This window comes from Methanolobus zinderi (assembly GCF_013388255.1).
Lineage (GTDB): Archaea > Halobacteriota > Methanosarcinia > Methanosarcinales > Methanosarcinaceae > Methanolobus > Methanolobus zinderi.
On sequence record NZ_CP058215.1, the window covers coordinates 261,855 to 283,044 of the forward strand.

At 44.7% G+C, this 21,190-nt stretch carries 20 protein-coding genes; 9 read left to right on the top strand and 11 right to left on the bottom strand.

The annotated features are described in order from the left end of the window. Positions 1-3: 3 nt before the first annotated feature. From HWN40_RS01260 to HWN40_RS01280, 5 genes are all read right to left on the bottom strand, one after another. Positions 4-780, bottom strand: a complete 777-nt coding sequence (locus HWN40_RS01260) for a CBS domain-containing protein (protein ID WP_176964060.1) — start codon at positions 778-780, stop codon at positions 4-6. A 55-nt stretch (positions 781-835) separates the two neighbouring features. Next, the gene (locus HWN40_RS01265) at positions 836-1,675 is read right to left on the bottom strand and encodes a CBS domain-containing protein (RefSeq protein ID WP_176964061.1); all 840 of its coding nucleotides are present in this window, start codon (positions 1,673-1,675) and stop codon (positions 836-838) included. Positions 1,676-1,713: 38 nt separating this feature from the next. Beyond that, positions 1,714-2,715 (bottom strand): CBS domain-containing protein, encoded by a 1,002-nt coding sequence (locus tag HWN40_RS01270; RefSeq protein WP_176964062.1) that lies wholly within the window; start codon positions 2,713-2,715, stop codon positions 1,714-1,716. Positions 2,716-3,044: 329 nt separating this feature from the next. Then, complete coding sequence (locus HWN40_RS01275; RefSeq protein WP_246275946.1) at positions 3,045-3,653, bottom strand: CBS domain-containing protein; 609 nt, start codon at positions 3,651-3,653, stop codon at positions 3,045-3,047. Between the two features lie 264 nt (positions 3,654-3,917). Then, the gene (locus HWN40_RS01280; RefSeq protein ID WP_176964063.1) at positions 3,918-5,042 is read right to left on the bottom strand and encodes an OB-fold nucleic acid binding domain-containing protein; all 1,125 of its coding nucleotides are present in this window, start codon (positions 5,040-5,042) and stop codon (positions 3,918-3,920) included. A 143-nt stretch (positions 5,043-5,185) separates the two neighbouring features. On the opposite strand from HWN40_RS01280, the gene HWN40_RS01285 reads away from it, so the two are divergent. Further along, positions 5,186-5,815, top strand: a complete 630-nt coding sequence (locus HWN40_RS01285; RefSeq protein ID WP_176964064.1) for an RNA 2'-phosphotransferase — start codon at positions 5,186-5,188, stop codon at positions 5,813-5,815. A 6-nt stretch (positions 5,816-5,821) separates the two neighbouring features. Here HWN40_RS01285 and rtcA read toward each other — a convergent pair whose 3' ends face one another. Together rtcA and HWN40_RS01295 are read right to left on the bottom strand one after the other, a co-directional pair. After that, positions 5,822-6,817: an RNA 3'-terminal phosphate cyclase gene (gene rtcA, locus HWN40_RS01290; protein WP_176964065.1), complete on the bottom strand. Its 996-nt coding sequence runs from the start codon at positions 6,815-6,817 to the stop codon at positions 5,822-5,824. After that, positions 6,814-8,187: an FAD-dependent oxidoreductase gene (locus HWN40_RS01295; protein ID WP_176964066.1), complete on the bottom strand. Its 1,374-nt coding sequence runs from the start codon at positions 8,185-8,187 to the stop codon at positions 6,814-6,816. Before HWN40_RS01295 ends, rtcA begins: the two co-directional genes overlap by 4 nt. Before the next feature lie 670 nt (positions 8,188-8,857). Here HWN40_RS01295 and dnaG point away from each other — a divergent pair. Beyond that, positions 8,858-10,198: a DNA primase DnaG gene (dnaG, locus tag HWN40_RS01300; RefSeq protein WP_176964067.1), complete on the top strand. Its 1,341-nt coding sequence runs from the start codon at positions 8,858-8,860 to the stop codon at positions 10,196-10,198. 265 nt (positions 10,199-10,463) lie between these two features. Further along, on the top strand, positions 10,464-10,751 hold the full coding sequence (locus HWN40_RS01305; RefSeq protein ID WP_176964068.1) for a UPF0058 family protein: 288 nt from the start codon (positions 10,464-10,466) through the stop codon (positions 10,749-10,751). Here HWN40_RS01305 and rimI read toward each other — a convergent pair. Next, the gene (gene rimI / locus HWN40_RS01310; RefSeq protein ID WP_176964069.1) at positions 10,748-11,269 is read right to left on the bottom strand and encodes a ribosomal protein S18-alanine N-acetyltransferase; all 522 of its coding nucleotides are present in this window, start codon (positions 11,267-11,269) and stop codon (positions 10,748-10,750) included. The two genes, HWN40_RS01305 and rimI, sit on opposite strands and share 4 nt — an antisense overlap. A 28-nt stretch (positions 11,270-11,297) precedes the next feature. After that, positions 11,298-13,139, bottom strand: coding sequence for an archaeosine synthase subunit alpha (arcS, locus tag HWN40_RS01315; protein WP_176964070.1), 1,842 nt, complete (start codon positions 13,137-13,139; stop codon positions 11,298-11,300). An 85-nt stretch (positions 13,140-13,224) separates the two neighbouring features. Between arcS and HWN40_RS01320 the strand changes: the two genes are divergently transcribed. Further along, on the top strand, positions 13,225-14,607 hold the full coding sequence (locus HWN40_RS01320) for an FAD-binding oxidoreductase (RefSeq protein ID WP_176964071.1): 1,383 nt from the start codon (positions 13,225-13,227) through the stop codon (positions 14,605-14,607). Positions 14,608-14,609: 2 nt separating this feature from the next. Next, positions 14,610-15,665: a (Fe-S)-binding protein gene (locus HWN40_RS01325; RefSeq protein WP_176964072.1), complete on the top strand. Its 1,056-nt coding sequence runs from the start codon at positions 14,610-14,612 to the stop codon at positions 15,663-15,665. Between the two features lie 30 nt (positions 15,666-15,695). Here HWN40_RS01325 and HWN40_RS01330 read toward each other — a convergent pair whose 3' ends face one another. Then, positions 15,696-16,517, bottom strand: a complete 822-nt coding sequence (locus HWN40_RS01330; protein WP_176964073.1) for a helix-turn-helix transcriptional regulator — start codon at positions 16,515-16,517, stop codon at positions 15,696-15,698. 374 nt (positions 16,518-16,891) lie between these two features. On the opposite strand from HWN40_RS01330, the gene HWN40_RS01335 reads away from it, so the two are divergent. The 4 genes from HWN40_RS01335 (at position 16,892) to HWN40_RS13605 (ending at position 20,347) form a co-directional block, all read left to right on the top strand. Then, a complete protein-coding gene (locus HWN40_RS01335; RefSeq protein ID WP_176964074.1) occupies positions 16,892-17,167 on the top strand; it encodes a hypothetical protein in 276 nt (91 codons plus the stop codon). 164 nt (positions 17,168-17,331) lie between these two features. After that, complete coding sequence (locus tag HWN40_RS13495; protein ID WP_246275947.1) at positions 17,332-17,958, top strand: chemotaxis protein CheB; 627 nt, start codon at positions 17,332-17,334, stop codon at positions 17,956-17,958. Next, positions 17,919-18,533, top strand: a complete 615-nt coding sequence (locus HWN40_RS13500) for a CheR family methyltransferase (protein WP_281361367.1) — start codon at positions 17,919-17,921, stop codon at positions 18,531-18,533. The genes HWN40_RS13495 and HWN40_RS13500 overlap by 40 nt, the downstream gene beginning before the upstream one ends. Beyond that, positions 18,467-20,347: a PAS domain-containing protein gene (locus tag HWN40_RS13605; protein WP_281361441.1), complete on the top strand. Its 1,881-nt coding sequence runs from the start codon at positions 18,467-18,469 to the stop codon at positions 20,345-20,347. The genes HWN40_RS13500 and HWN40_RS13605 overlap by 67 nt, the downstream gene beginning before the upstream one ends. 16 nt (positions 20,348-20,363) lie before the next feature. Here the strand turns inward: HWN40_RS13605 and HWN40_RS01345 are convergent, their stop codons facing one another. After that, the gene (locus HWN40_RS01345) at positions 20,364-21,152 is read right to left on the bottom strand and encodes a helix-turn-helix transcriptional regulator (protein ID WP_176964075.1); all 789 of its coding nucleotides are present in this window, start codon (positions 21,150-21,152) and stop codon (positions 20,364-20,366) included. Between the last annotated feature and the right edge of the window lie 38 nt (positions 21,153-21,190).

The window sequence follows — 21,190 nt, forward strand, 5'->3', positions numbered from 1 at the left end:
ACTTTACTGGGCAAGGCCATTGACAATACTTCTCCGTGTGACAAGTCCCACCATCTGGTCCTCAAGGTTTACAACCGGGACTCCGCCGATATTGTTGTCAAGCATGAGTTTGGCAACATCGCTTGTAGGAGTGTTGGTGTAAACTGTCTTGACACCTATTCTCATAATGTCTTCGACAATGAGGTTCTTGATACGTGAATCCTGCTTGCTGCCTTCGACCACATCACGGAAGGAACGCATTGCCTTTGCGATGTCCTTTTCCGTGACTATACCTACCAGTTTATCACCCTCCACAACAGGCACCCTTCCGATATTATTGTCAAGCATCAGGTGTCTGACATGGCTGACGCGATCTGCGGGTCCGGCAACAATGGGGTTTTTATGCATGACCTCCGCAACATAGCCATCTAGATTGTTGTTCTGCAGAAGTTCTGTCGGAGTGACCCATCCGAGTATCTCATCGTTCTCAAAGACAACTATCACCCCGCCGTTCTTTACCATGAGGGTGACAGCATCGTCAAGCTTTGTGTCCGGAAGCACCTTTACATAGTTCTCTGATACCGCTGTTGCCACATGAAGGGATGAAGCCGGCTTGTTCCCCTTCTTACGGGTTCCAAGCTCTTTTGTGATATTCCTCATTGTAAGGACTCCAAGGAGTTTATCGTTATGAGTGACAAGAAGCCTTCTTGTCCCCTTCTTTTCCATTACGTCAAGTGCATGGGAAAGCGTGTCTGCCTTGTCAATGTACATAGGTTCTGTCATTACTTCTCTTACTTCCATTGTTTTCCCTCCGTGTTATAATCAAATTCAATCAACTGGTGCATTCTCTGTCTCTTCACTGTACGGCTTTGAGGATATCTCTTCTGCTGATCATTCCCACCAGATTATCATTATTGACTACCGGAAGGCCGATCACATGTTCCTCTATCATGGTCTTTGCAGCCTGCACAACCGTATCATCAATATTGACACTTGATGGCAGCTCAGACATTATGTCTTCGGCCACCAGTGGTACTTCCTTGACGTATCTGTAGGTCTTCTCCCCTGCAGGGGTAGATTTTCTTGCCATCTTTATGCTCTTTGAAGAGAGCTTTCCTTCATTATCGGTTATGCCGTTGAGGGCTACATTGCTTGTAGTGATTATTCCCACGGCCTCTTCGGCATTGTCTACCACGATCACCCTGTTAACCTCGTTCTTTTCCATTTCCTGCATCACATGGTTAATTGTATGGTGACGGTGCACGAATATGGGATCATCACCCATTACATCTTCAACTTTTGTATCCATCTCCTGTTGAGACACGTACTTCATTATGTCAGTACCTGTGATTATTCCGACAACATTGTCCTTTACAACTGCAAGTGAATTAATTCCGTTTTCAAGCATCAGGTCGCTTGCCTGACTGATCGAAGCTTCAGGATAGATCGATATCGGAGCATCGTTCATCACCATGTTTACCGGGACCTTGTCAATAGGCCTCCTGCGCCACATGGGCTCGGCCTGTGCAAGCCTTTTACTCAGGTCTGTCTTGGTCACAATGCCGACCATCTCTCCATCGTTGATAACCACAAGAGTGCTTATCTTGTGTTTCAGCATTAGTCGTCTTGCATGTGCCACATTTTCTTCCGGTTCTATGGTATAGACCGGTGAACTCATAATGTCTCCAACATTCATGTTGTTCCTCCATTTCTAAAATTAATTATCTTCCCGAATCATTCGGATATCGCATTCAGGATATCCCTTGAGGTAACGATTCCACAAAAAACACCATTCTCCATGACCGGCAGGGAGTTGACTCCGCTACTGATCATTATCTGTGCCGCTCTTCCCAGATCAACATCCGGGGTAACGAATATGGTCTCTCTTTTTGTCAGGGAACCCACAGTTTCTTTCATGACCTCATGGAAATTGCCCGTGACCATTTTTTCAAATGCATGGCCTGTGGCTATATATTCAAGTATGTCAGATGCTGTTACAATACCAAGCAGCATCCCGCCCTCCATGACAGGTATCTGTGAATATCCTTTTTCCACCATTATCCTGGCAGCATCCTCTATAGTATAATCAGATGGTGTTTCCTCTACTGTTTTGCTCATATACTGACTTATGGACTTGTTTGCAGGAATCCCTGCGATCAGTTCCAGAAAATCCCTGTCAGTACAGATTCCGCATACAACTTTTGCTTCGTTTACAACTGGAATTCCTCCGATGTTTTTCTCTATCATGATCTTGATGACGTCTGCAATCTTTGCCTCTCTGTTCACATATATTACTTCATCACACATGATCGAACGGATTTCCGCGTTCATTGCTATGAGGAAGTTATCTTGATAATGTTTCTCTATCAGCAGCTTCTTGCTTCCGCCTCCAAGAAAATCTATAATATCGATTGATGTGATCATACCTTCCAGACGATTTGTTCCCGCATTTGTTACGGGTATTCTTCTGATGCCTGCAACGCTCATTAACCTGACAGCATTGATGATAGTAGCAGTAGGCTGCAGAGTTACCGGTTCCACGGTTGCAACCATCATGATATCGCCTCTGTGCCTGGATATATGGGCCATGAAGTCAACCGGACCAAAATCCATGGTTGCTGCAATGCTCATCATCTTCGGGTCCTTCCGGTTGACCTTACCTTTCAATATGTTCATTTTCCGGTTGATCAGCTTTTTTTCCTGACCGGGAATGCTTTTTTTTCTTTGTATTTTCAAGTAACCACCAACCCCTCGGGAGTTGAGGTTTATCCGTAAATCGCGTAAGCTACTCCACTACATATCTTCAAAAATCCAGACCTTTAGTTGTCCTTCAAGTCTTTCTATCAGGAAGATATGTAGCAGATAAGACTTTCAAAACACAGATAAACCATCGTGTCTGCCGCCAATGCATGTGTTTTTTGTAAACACCGCTTTTTTTGTAAGATCGCTAAAAATAGTTTTGATTGCTTTATAGGCCGATACACTGTATCTTTCATAATATATCGAGGCAGACATCTGTTTCACCAGCTTTCACGTGTCCTTTGATCTAAACCGACCAGCAATAACTAGTCGTAGTAACCTTCTTCCTCTCTGCAGTCCTCACACATGGGTACTCCGTCAACTTCTGTCAGGTTGTCGGTAAGAGCACCACAACGCTGGCAGATCCCACGTTCAACATCTGTTTCCTGCAGGAAATCCCTTTCGCGATTCATTTCGATAAGGTTCACAAGAATGGTATTCAGTCCGGGAGATATGGATAATATATCTCTATCCGTGATCATACCCAGTATTACATTCCCTTCCATTACAGCGAGCCTGCGTATATCGGACTTGATCATAAGTTCGGCTGCTTCTATGATACCGGTAGAAGGTTTTATGGATATGATAGGAGACGACATTATGTCCCTGGCAAGCATCTCCGCGGGAAGTATGTTCCTGACCACTGTTTTGGAAACAATATCATTTTCCGTGATAATGCCCACACTGTCACCGTCTTCAAGAACGATTATATTGTTGGCATTATGGTCGGCCATCTCCCTTGCAACTTCAAGAACACTTGCATCGGCGTTCATGACAAAGATCTCCTTTGTCATCGCCTCTTTAACCGTCATCTCGTTTTGTATCTCTCTTATCGAAACGTCGGTTTCCAGATCCCTCTGAGTATTCAAGACCATCCACATCCTCTAAGATCGAAAGTAAGGAGCAGGTCACTAATAGTCCACAATTAAAATGTTGCCTTAATGGTATTTATAGATGTTTGTATACAATACGTGTCTTCAGCTTGCTTTAGCTCAGCGCAAGGAAATTTGAGTACACGTCATATAAGAAAAAGTCTGATAGTTGTAAGACAGGAGATATTGAATTAAGGTCTACACTATAATATAAGAAAAATAAAGTTTGAACATCCTTTCAGACGGATGTTCCTGAAATATCTGTTTTCACAGTACGACGATCCTTGTCCTGTTTCCGGCACTGAGTTCTATCTCGTCGTTGAACCCTGATTTTGAGAATGCGTCGATGATCTCAATCTCTGTGTCGATATCAAGCTCATCCACAAGTAATGCATGATCACCCCATAGTGCAACCCTTATCCTGCCGGTGTCATCTGATACATAGATGTTGGACACCATGTTCACAGTACCGTCGTCACGGGAAAATTCCCTGAGTTCGCCAAGACCTGAAACAGATCCCTTGACAGAGTATGGCTCACCTGGGATTATGTCGGATATGGGTGTGAAGTTCTCGGAGTAGTTCACATCCTCGTCAATCGCTTTCAGGACAGTACGGCTTCCTACCTGGACTTCCACCTGCTGGGTGAAGTTATTCTCCCTGGCATATGCATTGATTATCTCCACGGACTCGCCTGTGTTCATTCCGGTTGCCAGTTCGGTCTTCTCATCCCAGAGGGTAACCCTTATTTTACCGGTATCGTCACCGATGGTGATGTTTGATACCCTTCCTGTGGACCCGTCCTTGCGGTTGAACGTCCTGACCTCGGAGATATCAAGTACCTTTCCCTTGAGGTTCAGATCCCCCATGCCATTCTTGACATCCTCGATCTTCGTGCAGTCGACACAGGCCTCTATCTTCTCTTCACTCTCGCAGAGTATTCCGTTGTTCCCTATGTTGACCTCGATTCCCGAGTATCCTTCCTTTACATAACCGCTTATCTGGAAGTTCTGCCCGATCTCAATATCACCTGTCTTGACGAGGTCCGCCTTGTCATCCCAGAGTGTCAGGCGTATGGATCCCGTATCATCTGCAACAATAAGGTTTGCAACCCTTCCGATGGTGCCGTCATTGCGGTTGAATTCCTTTGCAGGAAAGACTGACATGACCTTTGCGATGAGCCTTACATTTCCGCTTTCAGGTGTGATGTCGGCTATTTTCTGTACGGAGGTTTCCGTTTCATTGACTCCCAGATCGTGTGCTACCAGCATTGCTGCGGTCCGCATATCACACAATCCGCTCATCTGGTCAACCTTCTCGTCGACCTTTTTGCGGAACTCCTCCTGACTTATGATGTCTCCAAGTTTATCGTATATCTCAGTAACTTCGTCCATATTAATACCTGAGAGACTAAGATGTACGATCCATTTTAAAACCTTTGTTCTTTACAGAGGGTAATAGTTTATCAAACTTTTATTACGAGACCGACTCTTTTTGACAACTTATATTAATTATAAGATATATCTGGAAAGATATCATGATCCGTAAATGTGAACAGCATGGGTATTTCAGGGGCGAGCAATGCCCGGACTGTGCTAATGAAGGACGTTATGTGCTGGATGATGAAAGGGAAGAAAGACTTGGCAGGTTCGTTTCCGGTGCATTGAGACACTTCCCTGAGGACGTTGGTCTTGAAATTGATCCCCAGGGCTGGGTGGATATGGATATCCTCTGCAAGATCATGAAAAAGCGTTACAAGTGGGGTACCACCGAACGCCTGATCTCCCTTGTGGAATCTGACAGGAAAGGACGCTATGAGATTGACGGATCTTTTATCAGGGCCCGATACGGTCATTCCGTTGAAGTTGATCTTGTACCCGACTATCCTGAGAATGAACTTCCCTATCTTTACTACGGGGTCAGCCAGGAAGAGGCAGATATGCTGCTTGAGAACGGGATAATCCCTGTCAGGCAGTGTTACGTACATCTCAGTACGTCATTTGACAAGGCAATGAGGGCAGCTTCCATACATACCGAGAATCCGGTGATCTTTGAGATAGATGCAGAAGCAGCCCAGGAAGATGGCATCGATATAGTTGTTGTCAATGACGATATCGTTCTGGCAAAGAACATACCTGCTGATTATATCAGCATTAGGGAATCCTGAATAAACTTATCTGACACGGACACCTATCAGTCCGTCTGTTTCTTTTACTTCGAATTTTACATCAAGGAACTGTTCTGTCACCCATATATTGGTTTTCAGATGTCCGCTGAGCTCCGTAGTCGTAAACGAGCCGCCACCCGCAAGTCCCATAAATGGTATGAGCTGATCGGCAAGATGAATGTCAACAGCAGCACCCGATTGCAGGCTTGCAGCCATCTGCTTTGCAGCCCGGCTTCCTACTTTTTCAGCAGGTAACCCCCTTTTTCCGGTTGACACGGAACCAATAAAACCTGACCAGAGGTTCACTCCGCTTCCTGTGGAAAGGTAGTTGTTGTCCTCCACAAGGATATCACATTCAAATCCATGCTCTCTCAGAAGGCTTTTCGCGGATTCGGCCTGCCTTCGGGCTACATGTTCCGGCAGATTCGATGCATGGGATATGCCGGAAATGTTCTCTTCTTCCCGGAAATAATGATATTCCTTAAGACCTGCAGGCTCTATCACTACTTCAACAAGTCCTCCGCCCTTTGGATAATATCCTCTGGCAATGGTCCTGATGCTGGCCCTGTATCCCATTTCTGACAGTGCATTCAGGGTTACATGCTTCAGGTAGTCAACGGACGGTGACCAGTCAACATCTGTCCCTCCCCGTATCCTGAGGCTGATATTTCCGTCAGAGGCACAGGCTGCCGGCATAATACATTGTAAAAGCAGAGGGATGCTTCCGGCAGTGCCGATGTCTATTGTCGTATCAATCCCCTTTATTTCCACTGGAGAGAAGCAGATCTCAGTGGAACCCGGATGAAGTCCCCTGACTCCTGCTCCGGATATAAGGGCAGCAAGCTCGATGGATTTCATATGCTGGGGCTTTAGTCCGGGGTTCGGGCGGTTCTTACGGATGTTTTTAATAGTTATGTCTTTCCCGATCACCGCTGCAAGGGATACTGCGGTTCTGAGTATCTGGCCGCCTCCCTCTCCGAAGGATCCGTCTATCTCTATCACTTCTTACTCCCGGGTATCTTCTTAAGAGCTCCCCGGACTGCAAATATCATTGGGTCCTCCAGGGTGGAAAGTGGTGGGGTGTAACATGTTTCGAGTTCAAGGAGCTCATCAACTGTGGTTTTCTTTTTTATGGCAAGGGAGAGCCCGTCGATTCTCTCTTTTACTCCCTCTCCACCGATCACCTGCGCACCTACCAGTACCCTGTTACTGAACAGTAATTTGACAAAGATCCTTGTTGAACCGGGATAATAGCCTGCCCTGGTGCTGCCTGTGGCAAGCCCGCTCGCAATATCAATGCCATGTTCCCTTGCTATCCTGGTGTTGATACCCACTGTTCCAACCTGCAGCTCTGCGACAGCAGCTACCCAGGGGTTGACAATGGATCCGAAACCTGAGGGTTTTGATACAAGATTGTCGCGTATGGTGCCGGCCATCCTTCTTGCTGTGCTTGCAAGCTGGCTGAGCATTGGAGAACCGGTAACGAAATCATACAACTGGACACATTCTCCACCTGCATAGACATCAGGGTCAAAACCTTGCTTTGTTTTCACCTGAAGATGATCGTTCACGATTATTCCTCCGGTACTGCCGATCTCTATCCCGGCATCAGATGCAAGTTCTGTCTCAGGCCAGACGCCTGTGGATATTACTACCATATCGGCAGGGAAATCCTCTCCTCCGATGGTGACAGACTCTATTTTATTTTGGCCGTTGATCGATTGTGGTGTCTCTCCGGTCAGGACACTTACCCCCAGGGACTCTATGTGCTCCTGAACGATCTCCGCCATATCCGGATCTATATTATGTGATAGAAGGGAAGTTCCGCGGTTGACCAGAAACGTTCTGAGGCCTCTCTTTGCAGCAGCAATGGCAATTTCGACACCTATCCCCCCGCCTCCTATAACAACGATGCTCTCTGCCTTTTCCATGGCCCGGTCAATTTCCATTCCATCGCTGAGTGTCCTGAGAGTGAAAACGTTATCCAGTTCTGCTCCGGATCTCAGGTTCCCGGGCACTTCTGGCCTGCTGCCTGTGGCAATGAGCAGTTTGTCAAAGGTATATGTTTTCTTGCCTGTGGAAACAGTGCGGGCTTCCAGGTCAATGGAATCCACTGTGGTATTGAGTCGCAGGTCTATATCCATATCCTCAAAGAATTCCTTTTTCCTCAGTACAAGTGAGTTGAAATCCTCTATTTCCCTGGCAAGTACAAAGGGCATGCCACACTGGCTGTAGGCTGTATGGGAATCGGATGAGAATACGGTGATATCATAGTTTCCATGGCGTCTTACACTTGTCGCCACAGCCATGCCGGCAGCTCCTCCTCCCACTATGATCAGTTTTTTTCTGTCTGCAGTTTCTTTTTCGTACATGTCTGAACTTTATCTGTAACTACTTCACTTATATTGATTGTTCTTTGCTCTCCGATGTATTCAGAGCGCGTACAGGTCAAGATAACTTGTGTTCTATGTTTTAAATGTGCGTTTGCTACGCACCCATAAGTTTATAAGACTTTGCATTATAGTATCTTATGTAACAACATTTGTTTAGTTACATTCAATGCTTGATACGACATCAAGATCACAGAAATGCCCCGTGCTATGGGTGTTTCCAAATAATGCAAATATAGTTTAATCATAATCATTATTCATTACGTGTAAAACCATATCATAAACTCAGGGAGAGCAGGAAAATACAAAGTGCAAGGTAAGGTTATATCTATCGGGATTTGATGAGGGATTTGGAAAACTGCTAAGTATGTCTGTACAGGATGTTTGAGTGGTTAACTTAGATACCACGGCACATGTTAAACTAATGGTTTAAAAGGGCATATAGTAGAAGTAGTTTAGCAATGGTGTCTTATATTTCAATTTAATAAGTCCTGACTTATATTTTAAAAGATGGGAAATCCCTTTCCTGGTGTTAATACATTCTTCGTGCTGCCTGTCTCACATGTCTACATGTAGTGTTAACGGATTTTACTATTTTTGCATTGAACGAAGACCTGAGATGTCTTCACATAAGAATTCAAGGAGAATCTAAATGCAAAATGCAGATACTACAAAATATATCATTCATTCCAAGATCAATGCTGACGGGATAATTGAGCGTCCTGATATAGTAGGAGCTATTTTCGGCCAGACCGAAGGATTGCTGGGGTCAGATCTTGACCTGCGTGACCTCCAGAAGACCGGCAGGATCGGGAGGATCGAGGTTGTTGTAAATGCCAAGGGTGGCAAGACAAGAGGTACTATCCTTATCCCTTCAAGCCTGGACAGGGTCGAAACCTCAATTCTGGCAGCTTCTCTGGAAACAATTGACAGAGTCGGTCCATGCAGCGCGAAGATCGAGATCACCCAGATGGAAGATGTAAGGGCGACCAAAAGGCACCAGATAATAGAAAGGGCGAAATTCATTCTCACCGGGATGTTCGATGAGAACCTGCCCGAATCACAGGAGATAGCAGACCAGGTCCGCCAGTCCGTAAGGGTCGAGGAGATGCAGTTCTTCGGAAAGAACAAGGTTCCATGCGGACCTGCGGTGTTTGATTCAGATGCTATCATCGTTGTCGAGGGTCGTGCCGATGTCCTGAACCTTCTCCGCTACGGTATAAAGAACACTGTATGTGTCGGAGGCACCAATGTTCCTCCCGAGGTTGCGGACCTTACCAAGAAGAAGGATACTGTGACCGTGTTTACAGATGGTGACCGTGGAGGCGAACTCATTGTCAAGGAAATGGTTCAGGTAGCAAATGTGGACTACATTGCCCGTGCCCCTGACGGCAAGAGTGTCGAAGACCTTGTGCAGAAAGAGATCATCAGATCCCTCAGGCAGAAAGTTCCTGTTGAACAGGTAATTGATAAGTACAGCATCAAGGATTCTGAAGATAATTCCGGAAAAACATCACGTATCTCCAAGAGAAAGGACAGAAGATCCGATATCAAGAGGGTAGGCCCTCCGAAGGTCAAGAAGGTTGGTGTTAAGGAGATACCTCCTTCAGCCGAGGGCAAAGGCCCCAAGAGAAACTCACGTGAAAGGTCAAAACCAAAGTCTGTAGAAGCAAAGAAAGCAGATATAAGCGTAAAAGTCTCTCCTGCAGGAAAGAAGTTCAAGACACATGCCAATGACCTGCTTGGAACTTTCAGTGCCCGCTTCCTGGATTCAAAGGATAAGGTTGTCAATGAGACTGCTGTAAGGGATCTTGTAAGCACCCTCAAGGATTATGACAGCGAAGTGAAGAGTGTGGTCTTTGACGGAGTTGTCACGCAAAGGATACTTGACATTGCAGCAGACAAAGGAATTGAGAACCTGATTGGTGCAAAGGTGGGAAGTGTTACAAAAAGGCCTGCATCCGTGAAGGTCTTTACCGCTGATGCACTGTGATTTTTCTGTAAGGTGCCTGCGCGCAGGCACCACAAGATTTATTTTATATGACTGTTATTTTTTATAATGTGCGCAAACTTTTCTCTATTTCTAAATGATTAATCATTGAGATATATTCGAAACTCTTATATATCAAAACTTAAGCCCCATTTCCGGGGGAAATACCTTTATTTCGATATAAGAAAATTAAAACTCGGTACAAAATTTGGACTGTGCCCAAAAACATAGTTCAGGTTTATCATAGCTTATTATAAGGTTGGTTGGTATGCATAAAGATGAACTTATACAGTTGCATGCTCTGATGGCTCAGATTAAAAAGCATTTCGAGCATATGGGAATAGAAGATGAGTTTAGCGAGTACAATTCGCTGTCCATAAGTCCGCTGCATGTTCACCGGAGTAAGGCCGAACACAAACATGCTATATTCGTGCTTGGAAATGATCTGGCATCCGCTATTTCAAGAAATAACAACGTATCGGACTTTGGTGGTACTTCTTCCAGAATGCAGGAACTTGCTCATAAAGCAAGTGCCCGGCTTGTTAAAAGCTCTTAAATCTTATTCCTGATCTTTAAGGCAGGCCATTCTCTCTGATGTGCTGGCTTGCCCAGGACCCTTCTTACTCCTGTTCTTATATGTGGAGACAGGACCTTTTTCATTATTATGCCGTCTTCGCCATCGGAATAGTAGCCATGCTCGATCCAGCAGGGGATAAAGTCCATTTTCCGGTATAAGCTCTGTGCCCTGACATTACTGAGCCGAACTTCCAGATTTGCGTATCTGAGTGCTTTTCGCCTGAAAACCCTCATTATAGCTTCCAGAAGCCGGGTGCCGATTCCATAGCCCCGGTAATCCTGTTTTACTGCAAGTGAAAAGATCCTTCCTTCGGTTTCAGACATCTGGTAGCCGGCCACAAATCCCACCACATAACCATTGTAGTCAGCGACAAGGAAATATTCATTGTTCATCTCATAAAAGTTCATGTAGATGAAGGGGTTGTGCTCTTCAAAGGCCTCAGATTCGATTTCCATTACCTTCTCAAAATCCTGCGGCCGGAAGTATCGAACTCTCATGTCTTCGGTATCACCTATTACTACTCTGTCATTTTACCTTTTTAACATGACGCAGGTCGACTGCCACGCCACGGCCTGACTCCTGCATCTCGGTCCCGCTCATGGCGGTCCTGCCAACACATATTGCTTTCTTTCCGCTTACAAATACTTCATCACCGGGTCTGATCTGCGGATCCGCTTTTATAACTCCGGGTGCAAGCAGGGATCCCCTGGGTACGAAATCGTCAATTTCCACAATGTATTTTCCGGATTCTATCATACGCTCGGCGCCCTCGATGGTGACAGCAAGCGTGCCGTACTGGGGTATCAGGGTGACAAGTTGCTTTTTTCCCTCAAATATCTGATACTTGGGGAATGGTCCTTTTACTATTGAACTCTCAGGCACAAGTATCTCCGCAGAGCCTTTGCCAAACTGGTAATCTGCAAGGCAGCGCATCATGTCCTTCTTACGCTCTTCCACGTTACGTGCCCGACCTTCGGTGTGTTTTGACAGCTCTTCCCTCAGTCTTTTGAGTGAATCAGGGGATGTCACACTGCCTGAAGCTGTGAATAGCATCTCTATCCCGAGTCTTTCAGAAACCGTTTCGCATATCTGTCTGTAGGCACCCTCCACATGGGCAACAATGACACCGTACTTATTTTTCCTGAGATATTTTTCCAGGCAGCCTGCGACCCATTCACGCTCTTCGGCATCCCAGTAGCCAGTCACTGCGGTATCATAGTGTGCTGCAGGGTAGGTAAGCTCCAGTTCCCTGGGGACTATCCCCATGGGTGATGTTATTATGATCTCATGCACAAAACGGCGCTTATCTCCTATGGCTTTGATGAACTTCCAGTGGGAGTTGGATATGGAATATGGCTTTTTTGCGGAGCATGGCAGCAGTACCAGTACGTCTGCTTCAGGAGGGGTGTAGCGTTGTTGAATCCTTTGTGCAAATCTTACGACCTCAACCCTGCTGAGTGATTCACTGCTGTTTGCCAGCATCTCGTTGGATCTGGCAAGGGGACTTTTCTCTTCCAGATACTCATATTCACTGTCTGCGAGCCTCAAAAGTGCTGTCAGCCAGGGTCGTGTCCTGCACTGTCCCTCCACATATTCGCGTAGCATGCCGGCACGTATCTTTTCTCTTACAAGTACAAGTTCTGATTCCAGAGCATTGAGGTTATGCTTTTCAAGGACCTTCGCTCTCTCTCTCTTTTCCATTTCCCTGAGCTCGGTTGCACTTGTTCCCGCGCATGCTTCACACCTGCAGGGCAGCTCGGTAAGTGAATCAAGATAGAATCTGCCCGCTGTTGTGAGGAATATGTCACTGTGGGCTGCGACAAGGGCCTTTGTATTATCAACGATATCTACTCCCAGATATATCAGCATGGCAAGGTTTTCGGGCAGGCAGATATTGGGTGTATAGACCGCGGTATCAGCTGCAATACCTTTCTTCATCTCAATCAGTTCATTGAAGAACTGCCTTGCATTGTTCTCAAAACAGCCGGCACCTTCCAGGATATACATATCCCTGGCATCTGAGCTGCAGCCGGGTCTGTATATTTCTCCGGTGGGGCCCTCGCTGTCAGGATCATACCGGCATGTTGCAGAGTCTTTTATTTCCTCAGGGACCTCAGGAGGGTATGACTGGTGAGGCAGAATCACCAGTGAGTTATCTTTAACAGCTTCACGTATTTTTTTAAAATTCCTTTCTGCCTCTTCGAAAGACCCTGATCCCCAGACTGACCCTGCATCCGTTATCAGGCTGTCCTCTGAGCTTAAGGTCCTGGTATCTATTATATAAGGGGTCTGCGCGGTCTCACCGAAAATCAGCTTACCGATACGGGCGGCTCCGTCCCGTTGCAGTACCTCAAAGTATCGTGTCATCGCTGGCTAAATGTTGCAGGTAGATGTAAAGCTTTGCCATCACCAACAAGTATAAATGTTATATTCTTAGTTAAAAACTGATTCCATGCAAAATACCGTTCTACTTGAAAAGTTGCAGGAGATCGCTGGTAAAAAAAGGGTTTCCACCTCAACTGCAGATCTTTATTGTTATTCTTGTGATGCTTCCCAGATAAGGGGAATGCCTGATTTTGTGATCAGGCCGGATACCACCGAACAGGTATCAGAGATAGTGAAACTTGCATATGATAATGATATTTCCATAACAGCCAGGGGTGCCGGTACGGGACTTGCCGGAGGAGCAGTACCCGTGGAAGGTGGCATTGTGCTTGATATGTCGGCTATGAACCATCTGGTCGAGATGGACCTTGATAACCTGCAGGTTGTGGTCGAGCCGGGGATCGTCCAGGAGAAGCTGAATGCAGAACTTGAACCCTATGGTTTTTTCTTTCCGCCGGATCCCGGAAGCTCTGCCATGTGCACACTGGGCGGACTCATTGCCAATAACGGAAGCGGAATGCGCTCTGTGAAGTATGGTACCACCCGCAACTATGTGCTTGGCCTTGAAGTTGTACTGGCTGACGGGACAATTATAAACACAGGCTCAAAAACCATGAAATCCGTGGCAGGTTATTCTCTTACAGATCTTTTCGTGGGTTCTGAAGGAACACTCGGGATAATAACCAGGGCCACACTGAAGGTGAGGGCACTGCCACAGGAGCGCTCGGTATTGCTTGCTTCCTTTGAGGATCCGGAACTTGCCGGAAAGGCAGTTGTAAAGGTACTGTCCTCGGGAATAATCCCTTCTGCATGTGAGATACTTGACAGTAATATCATTCAGGCCATCAATGCCTATGACCCCCATATAGGAATTCCCGAAGTGGGAGCCATCCTGCTCTTTGAGGTGGATGGTACCGAGAACTCCGTGCATGAAGGAATCGAGATGATAGAGCAAGTCTGCAAGTCCCTGGCCATAGATATCAAGACGGCAGCCAACAAGGAAGAGCGTGATGAGATATGGGCTGCCAGAAGGCTTGTGGGGGCAGCGGTCTCACGCCTTGATCCTCTGCGTACCCGTGTATACGTGGGCGAGGATATCGGCGTACCCATAAAGGAAATCCCACAGATGCTGCACAAGGTACGTGAGATATCCGATGAGTTCGACCTGCCGATCATGACATACGGACACATCGGTGACGGGAACCTGCACACAGGAATGTGTATCGATGTGCTAGAAGATGGTGACTGGGAGAAACTCAACAGTGCAGCCGATAAGATACACCATACTGCCATCAGGATGGGTGGTACTGTGACCGCCGAGCACGGTGTCGGTGGTGCAAGAAGCGAGTACCTTGAACTTGAACTTGGGAATGCCCTGGATGTAATGATGACGATCAAGAAGGCTCTCGACCCGAAGGGAATACTCAATCCGGGTAAGATGGGGGTCTGAGCATGGATCATGATATGCGTTCAATACTGAAATGTGTCAGGTGTGGAACGTGTCGTTCGGTCTGTCCGGTCTTTGATGTTGTGGGCTGGGAATCCGCCAGTGCCAGGGGACGTATGCTTGTGGCACATGGTGTCTCCATGGGTCTTGAGGCGGATAAGGATGTGCTCGACAGCCTGAACATGTGCACTACCTGCGGACTCTGTGAGCAACTGTGTCCTTCCGGTGCAGCACCTCCCGAGGTTGTGGAGAATACCCGACATCAGCTCGTACTCCACGGTAAGATGACCGATGCCCAGAGGGATATTGCAGGCAGGGCAAATGAGCTTGGCAATGCTCTGGGTGAGGAAAAGGAAAGGATGGACTGGCTTGGTGAATCTGCAAAGGATGTCACGGAAAAGGCGGACTACGTCTTCTTTGCGGGATGTCTGGGTTCATACAGGTATCCTGAACTTACAAAGAGGACCTTCGATATACTGAAGAAGTTCGGTGTGACAGTACTAAAGGAAGAGGTATGCTGTGGCTCCCCGCTTCTGAGAACCGGGTCTGATCCGTCAGAGCTTATATCAAAGAACCTGGATCAGATCAAAAAGACGGGTGCACATACGGTAATCACCGGTTGTGCAGGATGTTTTACAGCTCTTAGGAACGATTATCCGGAAGACCTCAAGGTTGTCCATGTAACCGAATTCCTGGCTGAGCGTCTGGCCGAGATGGACCTGAAGAAACTTGACCTGAAGGTCAGCTATCACGACCCGTGTCATCTGGGAAGGTGCAACGGTGTCTTTGATGCACCAAGAGAACTTATTAAGGCGGTATCCAATCTTGAGGAAATGGAGAGCAACCGTGAAAAAGCAAGATGTTGCGGTGCAGGCGGCGGTGTGCTCAAAGGTTATCCCGAACTGTCCCTGGAGCTCTCAAAGAGAAGACTTGAGGAGATGCCAGAAGATGTGGATTATCTTATAACCGCATGTCCTTTGTGCAGGACGAACCTCAAACGTGGGGAACCGAAGGTCGAGATACTGGATATCATCGATCTGCTTGAGATGGCTATGGAATAGTCATTCAAGCTTTTTTGGTTTAAACTGAAATTAAGTCTTAAGGGGCTCACTTGCCAGATCAGGTTTGATATGTTCTGATATAGGTCTTGATTTCTGTTCATAGTACTCGAACAGTTCGTTTGCCCAATATATCGCTTCTTCGTTTTCGCAAAGAATATATTTATTATCAAATTTTTCCTTTTTGTCGAGCATATGCATCATCAGATGATTATCATGGAACATGAAGGACATAACATTCAGTTTTCCGGGATAGACGGAAAAACTGAACAAGTTGTTTTTGAGGAGTTTGTTAAAATCACCATAATTTTCACTATGTAATTTATCTGCCAGATCTTCAGAAAGGATAAAGTGAACTTTAAGACCTTTTTCTGCCATTTTAGAGAAAAGGCCAGGGAAGTTAGGATGAAAATAATTGGTTACACCGTAAAGGGATTCGGACTGCTCTGCAGCTCTGGAGAACTCCTTATCCATCTCATGCAGTTCTGTAACAGTGGGATTCACTATCCTGCAGTTGCCAAGTTCTTTTATTCTACTCAAAAGTATGGAGGGAATGAAATCCAGGTTACGGGTTCCCCAGTAATCGATGTTTGTGTCAAGGAATTCCATTAATTCTATTGAAGGGGCGGTTTCATCAATAACCAATTTACCCATGGTCGTCAGCTCATAGGTATCATCGTAGTGATCGATAAGGTGGTGCTCTTCAAGTATCCGGAGTTGTGGAAGCAGAGACTGTCTGTTCGTATCCACTGCATTCAGTAGAGTATCCATCTTTTTGGGACCGTCCTGCAGTAGCAGCAGGACATTTTTTCTTTTTTCAGATGCAAAGACAACATCCTGGAGAGCTCTTTTCATTTTCTATCAGATCCTCTTTTTGTTTGACCTTTTTTATTTAACGCGACCTATAATGCAAAGCATTCTGTAATATAAAATCTTATCCATGTAAAGATTACCAATACCAAGTGAACGATAGTGATTCATAATACACTTGATTTGAATTTCCATTTTGGATCTGATGAATTTATCAGGTTAATTGCTTACTGATCCTATCATGCATTAACGGTTTAAAATCATAGATATCATTTGATAATAGTTATCTGCTAAAATTAAACATTCAATACTAAATTATGCGCGGATATTTTTATCTAACAGACTAAATATTCCTATCTTATTGCAGTAATCTGTACAGGTGATAATTTCCAGAATGCCTGTGTTCAGAAGGGGATAATTTGGAAAAGAAAAGCTTGATCGACGTACTGTTCAGATCGGAATTCAGGGTCAATATATTACTTTTGTTGTATGAAGGAGGAAAAAGTCTGCATACTCTTGGTGAGAAACTCGATATAGAAAAACGTATAATTATTTCGCACCTTCAAATAATGGAAGACCATTATCTAATAAAAAGTGATTTGCACACATATGAATTGACTGCAATCGGTCTGGTTCTTACAAACAAAATCCTGCCTCTGCTGGACTGCCTTGGGGATATTGAATATATGCTTTGATCAGAAAATATCGGGGATTTTCAAAAGGCTGACCTTTAATTTGATTTTACTTAGTTCACTCTAATAAAAAGGAGAATTGTTAATATAGAACCTTGCTTGAATATAGTTATATCAGGTCACACTGGTAAATGTTCTAATATCCATCTCTTTGTGAAGGAAAAAATATGGCTGAAAATGGGAGCAGTATAAATACTACTAATGGCAATCAGGAAGTATCGGGTAGAAATAAATCCTCTAATAGTTTACCAAATAATAACAATAAATTAAATGGTAGTTTTCCTGTTGTTGGTATAGGTGCATCAGCTGGCGGACTGGATGCCCTCGAAAAATTTTTTTCTGCTGTTCCTACCGATACAGATATAGGTATGGCTTTTGCGGTAGTGCAACATCTGGCTCCTGATCATAAAAGTCTGCTTTCTGAGATTATCGAGCGGTATACAAGTATGGAAGTTTCTCAGGTCAAGGATGGGATGGCTGTTGAGTCAAATCATGTGTACATCATACCCCCAAACAGAGATATGATCATCACAAATGGCATATTGCATTTGATGGAGCCTGCCCAGCCACGTGGTTATCGCTCACCCATCGATATCTTCTTCCGGTCTCTGGCTTCGGATCAGAAGGAAATGGCAATTGGCATCGTGCTCTCAGGTACAGGAAGTGATGGTGAACAGGGAGTAAGGGCCATCAAAGGTGAGGGTGGTCTTGTGATGGTGCAAAACCCCGAACCAGCGAATACACCGGTATGCCCATGGGTGCTCTTAAAACAGGTCTTGTGGACTATTCTATAGAACCTTCCGAGATGCCGGAATATCTCAAGGACTATGTGGACAATCTATTTAAGAAAATTGGTGATCTTCCTGCAATAGACGAAGATTCAATGGAGAAGATATTTGACGAATTACTGAACCAGACAGGCCATGATTTCTCTTTATATAAGCGGACAACGATTAACCGCCGTATAAAGCGCAGAATGGCGGTTCACCAGCTAAAGACACTTGACGGGTATGCAACCTATCTGGAACAGAATCATGATGAGGCAGAAGCTCTTTTCCGTGATCTGCTGATCAGTGTCACGAACTTTTTCCGCAATCCTAAAACCTTTGATCAGGTTCAGAATAAGATAATTCCGAAATTGTTCAGACACAGGTCACCGGACGACACTATTCGTGTATGGGTGATAGGATGTTCTACTGGTGAGGAGGCATATTCCCTTGGGATCTTGCTTCAGGAACACATACAGGAACTGAAAAAAATTTCAAGGTACAGATATTTGCCACGGACATTGATAAGTATAATATCGAAGAAGCTCGCAGGGGCGTCTATCCTGCCAGCATTTCAACCGACATTTCTTCTGAAAGACTGAAACGCTTTTTCACTTATAACGCTGAAAATGACACTTACCGGATCAATAAAAATATCCGTGATATGATTATCTTTTCAGAACAGGACGTCATCAGGGATCCTCCCTTCTCTAAAATAGATCTGCTTTCATGCAGGAACCTGCTGATCTATATGGATAAGGAAATACAAAAACATCTTATCCATCTGTTCCACTATTCATTGAAATCCGGTGGATACCTTTTGCTGGGCTCCTCTGAAAGTATCAAAGATTATTCCAATCTTTTCGATACAATAGATCGTCACTCAAAGATCTATAAGAGTAGGACGATCAGCACTGAATATGGTACAATTATAGGGAAATATCTGCCGCCCAATGTAAAGAAGGACATTGATCGAAAAGCACCAGAAAAAGCTGTGAAAGAAAACAAAATGCATATGCGTGAGCTGACTGAGAGAAAACTCCTTCAGCGGCATACTCCTGCAGGAGCCCTCGTTGATGAGTATGGTGATATTCTCTACCTTCATGGAAGTGTAAATCTTTATCTTGAAGTACTTCCGGGTGAACCGGGCTATAACATTCTTCAGATGTCCAGGCAGGGATTAAAGAATCCATTGATTGCAGCTCTTCGTAAAGCAAATGTTCATAAAACAGAAATAACGCGCCCGGATATAAGAGTAAAGGTCAATGGTGGTTTCAGGACTATAGACCTTATGGTCAGCCCGGTGGAAGATTCATTTGATCGAAAATTATTCCTGGTTACTTTTTATCTTCACAGACATGCTCATGAAGGGGAAGTCACTCCAAGAAGCAAGTTTGAGTCTCCTGAAAGTACAGCAGATGAAGATAATGAGAGTATTGAAGTGCTTAAAGAGGAACTCAGAACCAAGGAAGAGTACCTTGAGGCATCAAACCAGGAACTTGAGGTCAAGAACGAAGAGCTCAAATCCTCCAATGAAGAGATGCAATCCATTAATGAAGAACTCCAGTCAACCAACGAGGAGCTGGAAACCTCCAGGGAAGAATTACATTCACTCAATGAAGAACTCGAGACCGTAAATGCCGAACTGCAGGCTAAAGTGAGCGAACTATCCCAGGCAAATGACGATATCAATAATATTCTGGATAATACAGGAATGGGTATTGTTTTTGTAGATAATGACCTGCGTATACAGCGCTTCACTCCCGCAGCTACCAAGCTTATCAATCTGATACCCTCGGATGTGGGAAGACCTCTCAAACATACTGTTTCTAACTTCTCTAACTATGATGATCTCCTGCTAGATGTAGAAAAAGTACTCAATAGTGAAACAGCTGAGGATTTTGAAATCAAAACAGATGATGATGAATGGTTCATAGTAAATATTCGGCCTTACCTCACTATAGAAGGCAATACTGAAGGGGCAGTTATTACTTTTACTGACATCACCGCGCTAAAGAAGCTCAAGGAAAGACAGACAGAGATCGTAGAACTTATGCAACAGGTAATGCGTGAATCGGGAGATGCACTGGTTGTACAGGATATGGAAGGAAATATCCTCTCCTGGAACCCAATGGCACAGAACATGTACGGATGGAGTGAAGAAGAAGCACTCCGGATGAATGTGATGGATATGATACCTGAGAATTCGGATGGGGAATTCTTATCCATATTAAAGAAGCTTTCAAAAGATGATATCCTGGAATCCTATAAACTGAAAAAACTAAGGAAAGATGAAAGATCTCTGGATGTATTGTTGACAGCAACTCCGTTGATCAATGAAAAAGGCAAGGTCCATTCGGTTATAACAGTAGAGAGGGAAATAAAGAAACGCGACTCACGGCACAAGCAGGAATAAAATCTTCTTTGGCCATTTATCCTATTTCTATTATGGGTGTGGAGTTCTTTTTGTAATGTTCAAAAAGCTCTTTTCCCCATCCAAATACGTTTGGCCCGGAGAATATCAGTTTTTGGTTATCAGGTTTACCTTCTTTTGTCAATAGTTTGAACTTAATTGATTCTGAGCTCAGTGTGAATGAAATAAAACCAAGTTCTTCAGGATAGAGATAAAATGAAACAAGTTTCAGATCAATCAATTCTTTGAATTCTTCATAATAGTCTTTTTTAAGTTTCTCATATACTTCCCTGTTAATAACTATCTCAACTTCTGTTATGTAGTCCGTCATCTCCACATAGAAATCATGGAATGTCGGATGCAGGGTAGATGTGATCTCGAACCAATAGTGAGAGTTTACTGCTTTTTCAAAAAATTCTTCATCAGTATCAAAGAATTCGTTTATGGATATGTCCTCTACTTGATAACTCCCAAGTCCGGGAATTTTCTTCAAAAGATCCTCAGGTATGAAGTCTATGTAATGAGTACCAAGATAGGCATGGTCTCCGCCGAATATATTTGCAGTACGCAGGAACTTTTCCATTTCATCGGTAATGAGCTTACCTGTGGTTGTTAATTCATAGCTGTCATCTGATTTGGCTATCAGGTGGTTTTCCCTGAGTATCTTGAGCTGGGGAAGCAGTGCTGTCCTGCTGGTATCCAGCTCTTCGAGCAGTGTTTCCATTTCCTGCGAGCCTTCCTGTAACAATAAAAGTACGTTTTTCCTTTTTTCAGATGCAAGCAATACATCAGTAATTTGCTTTTTCATCAGGTAACACCCACAGTTCAAGCTAACAAATAAGACCT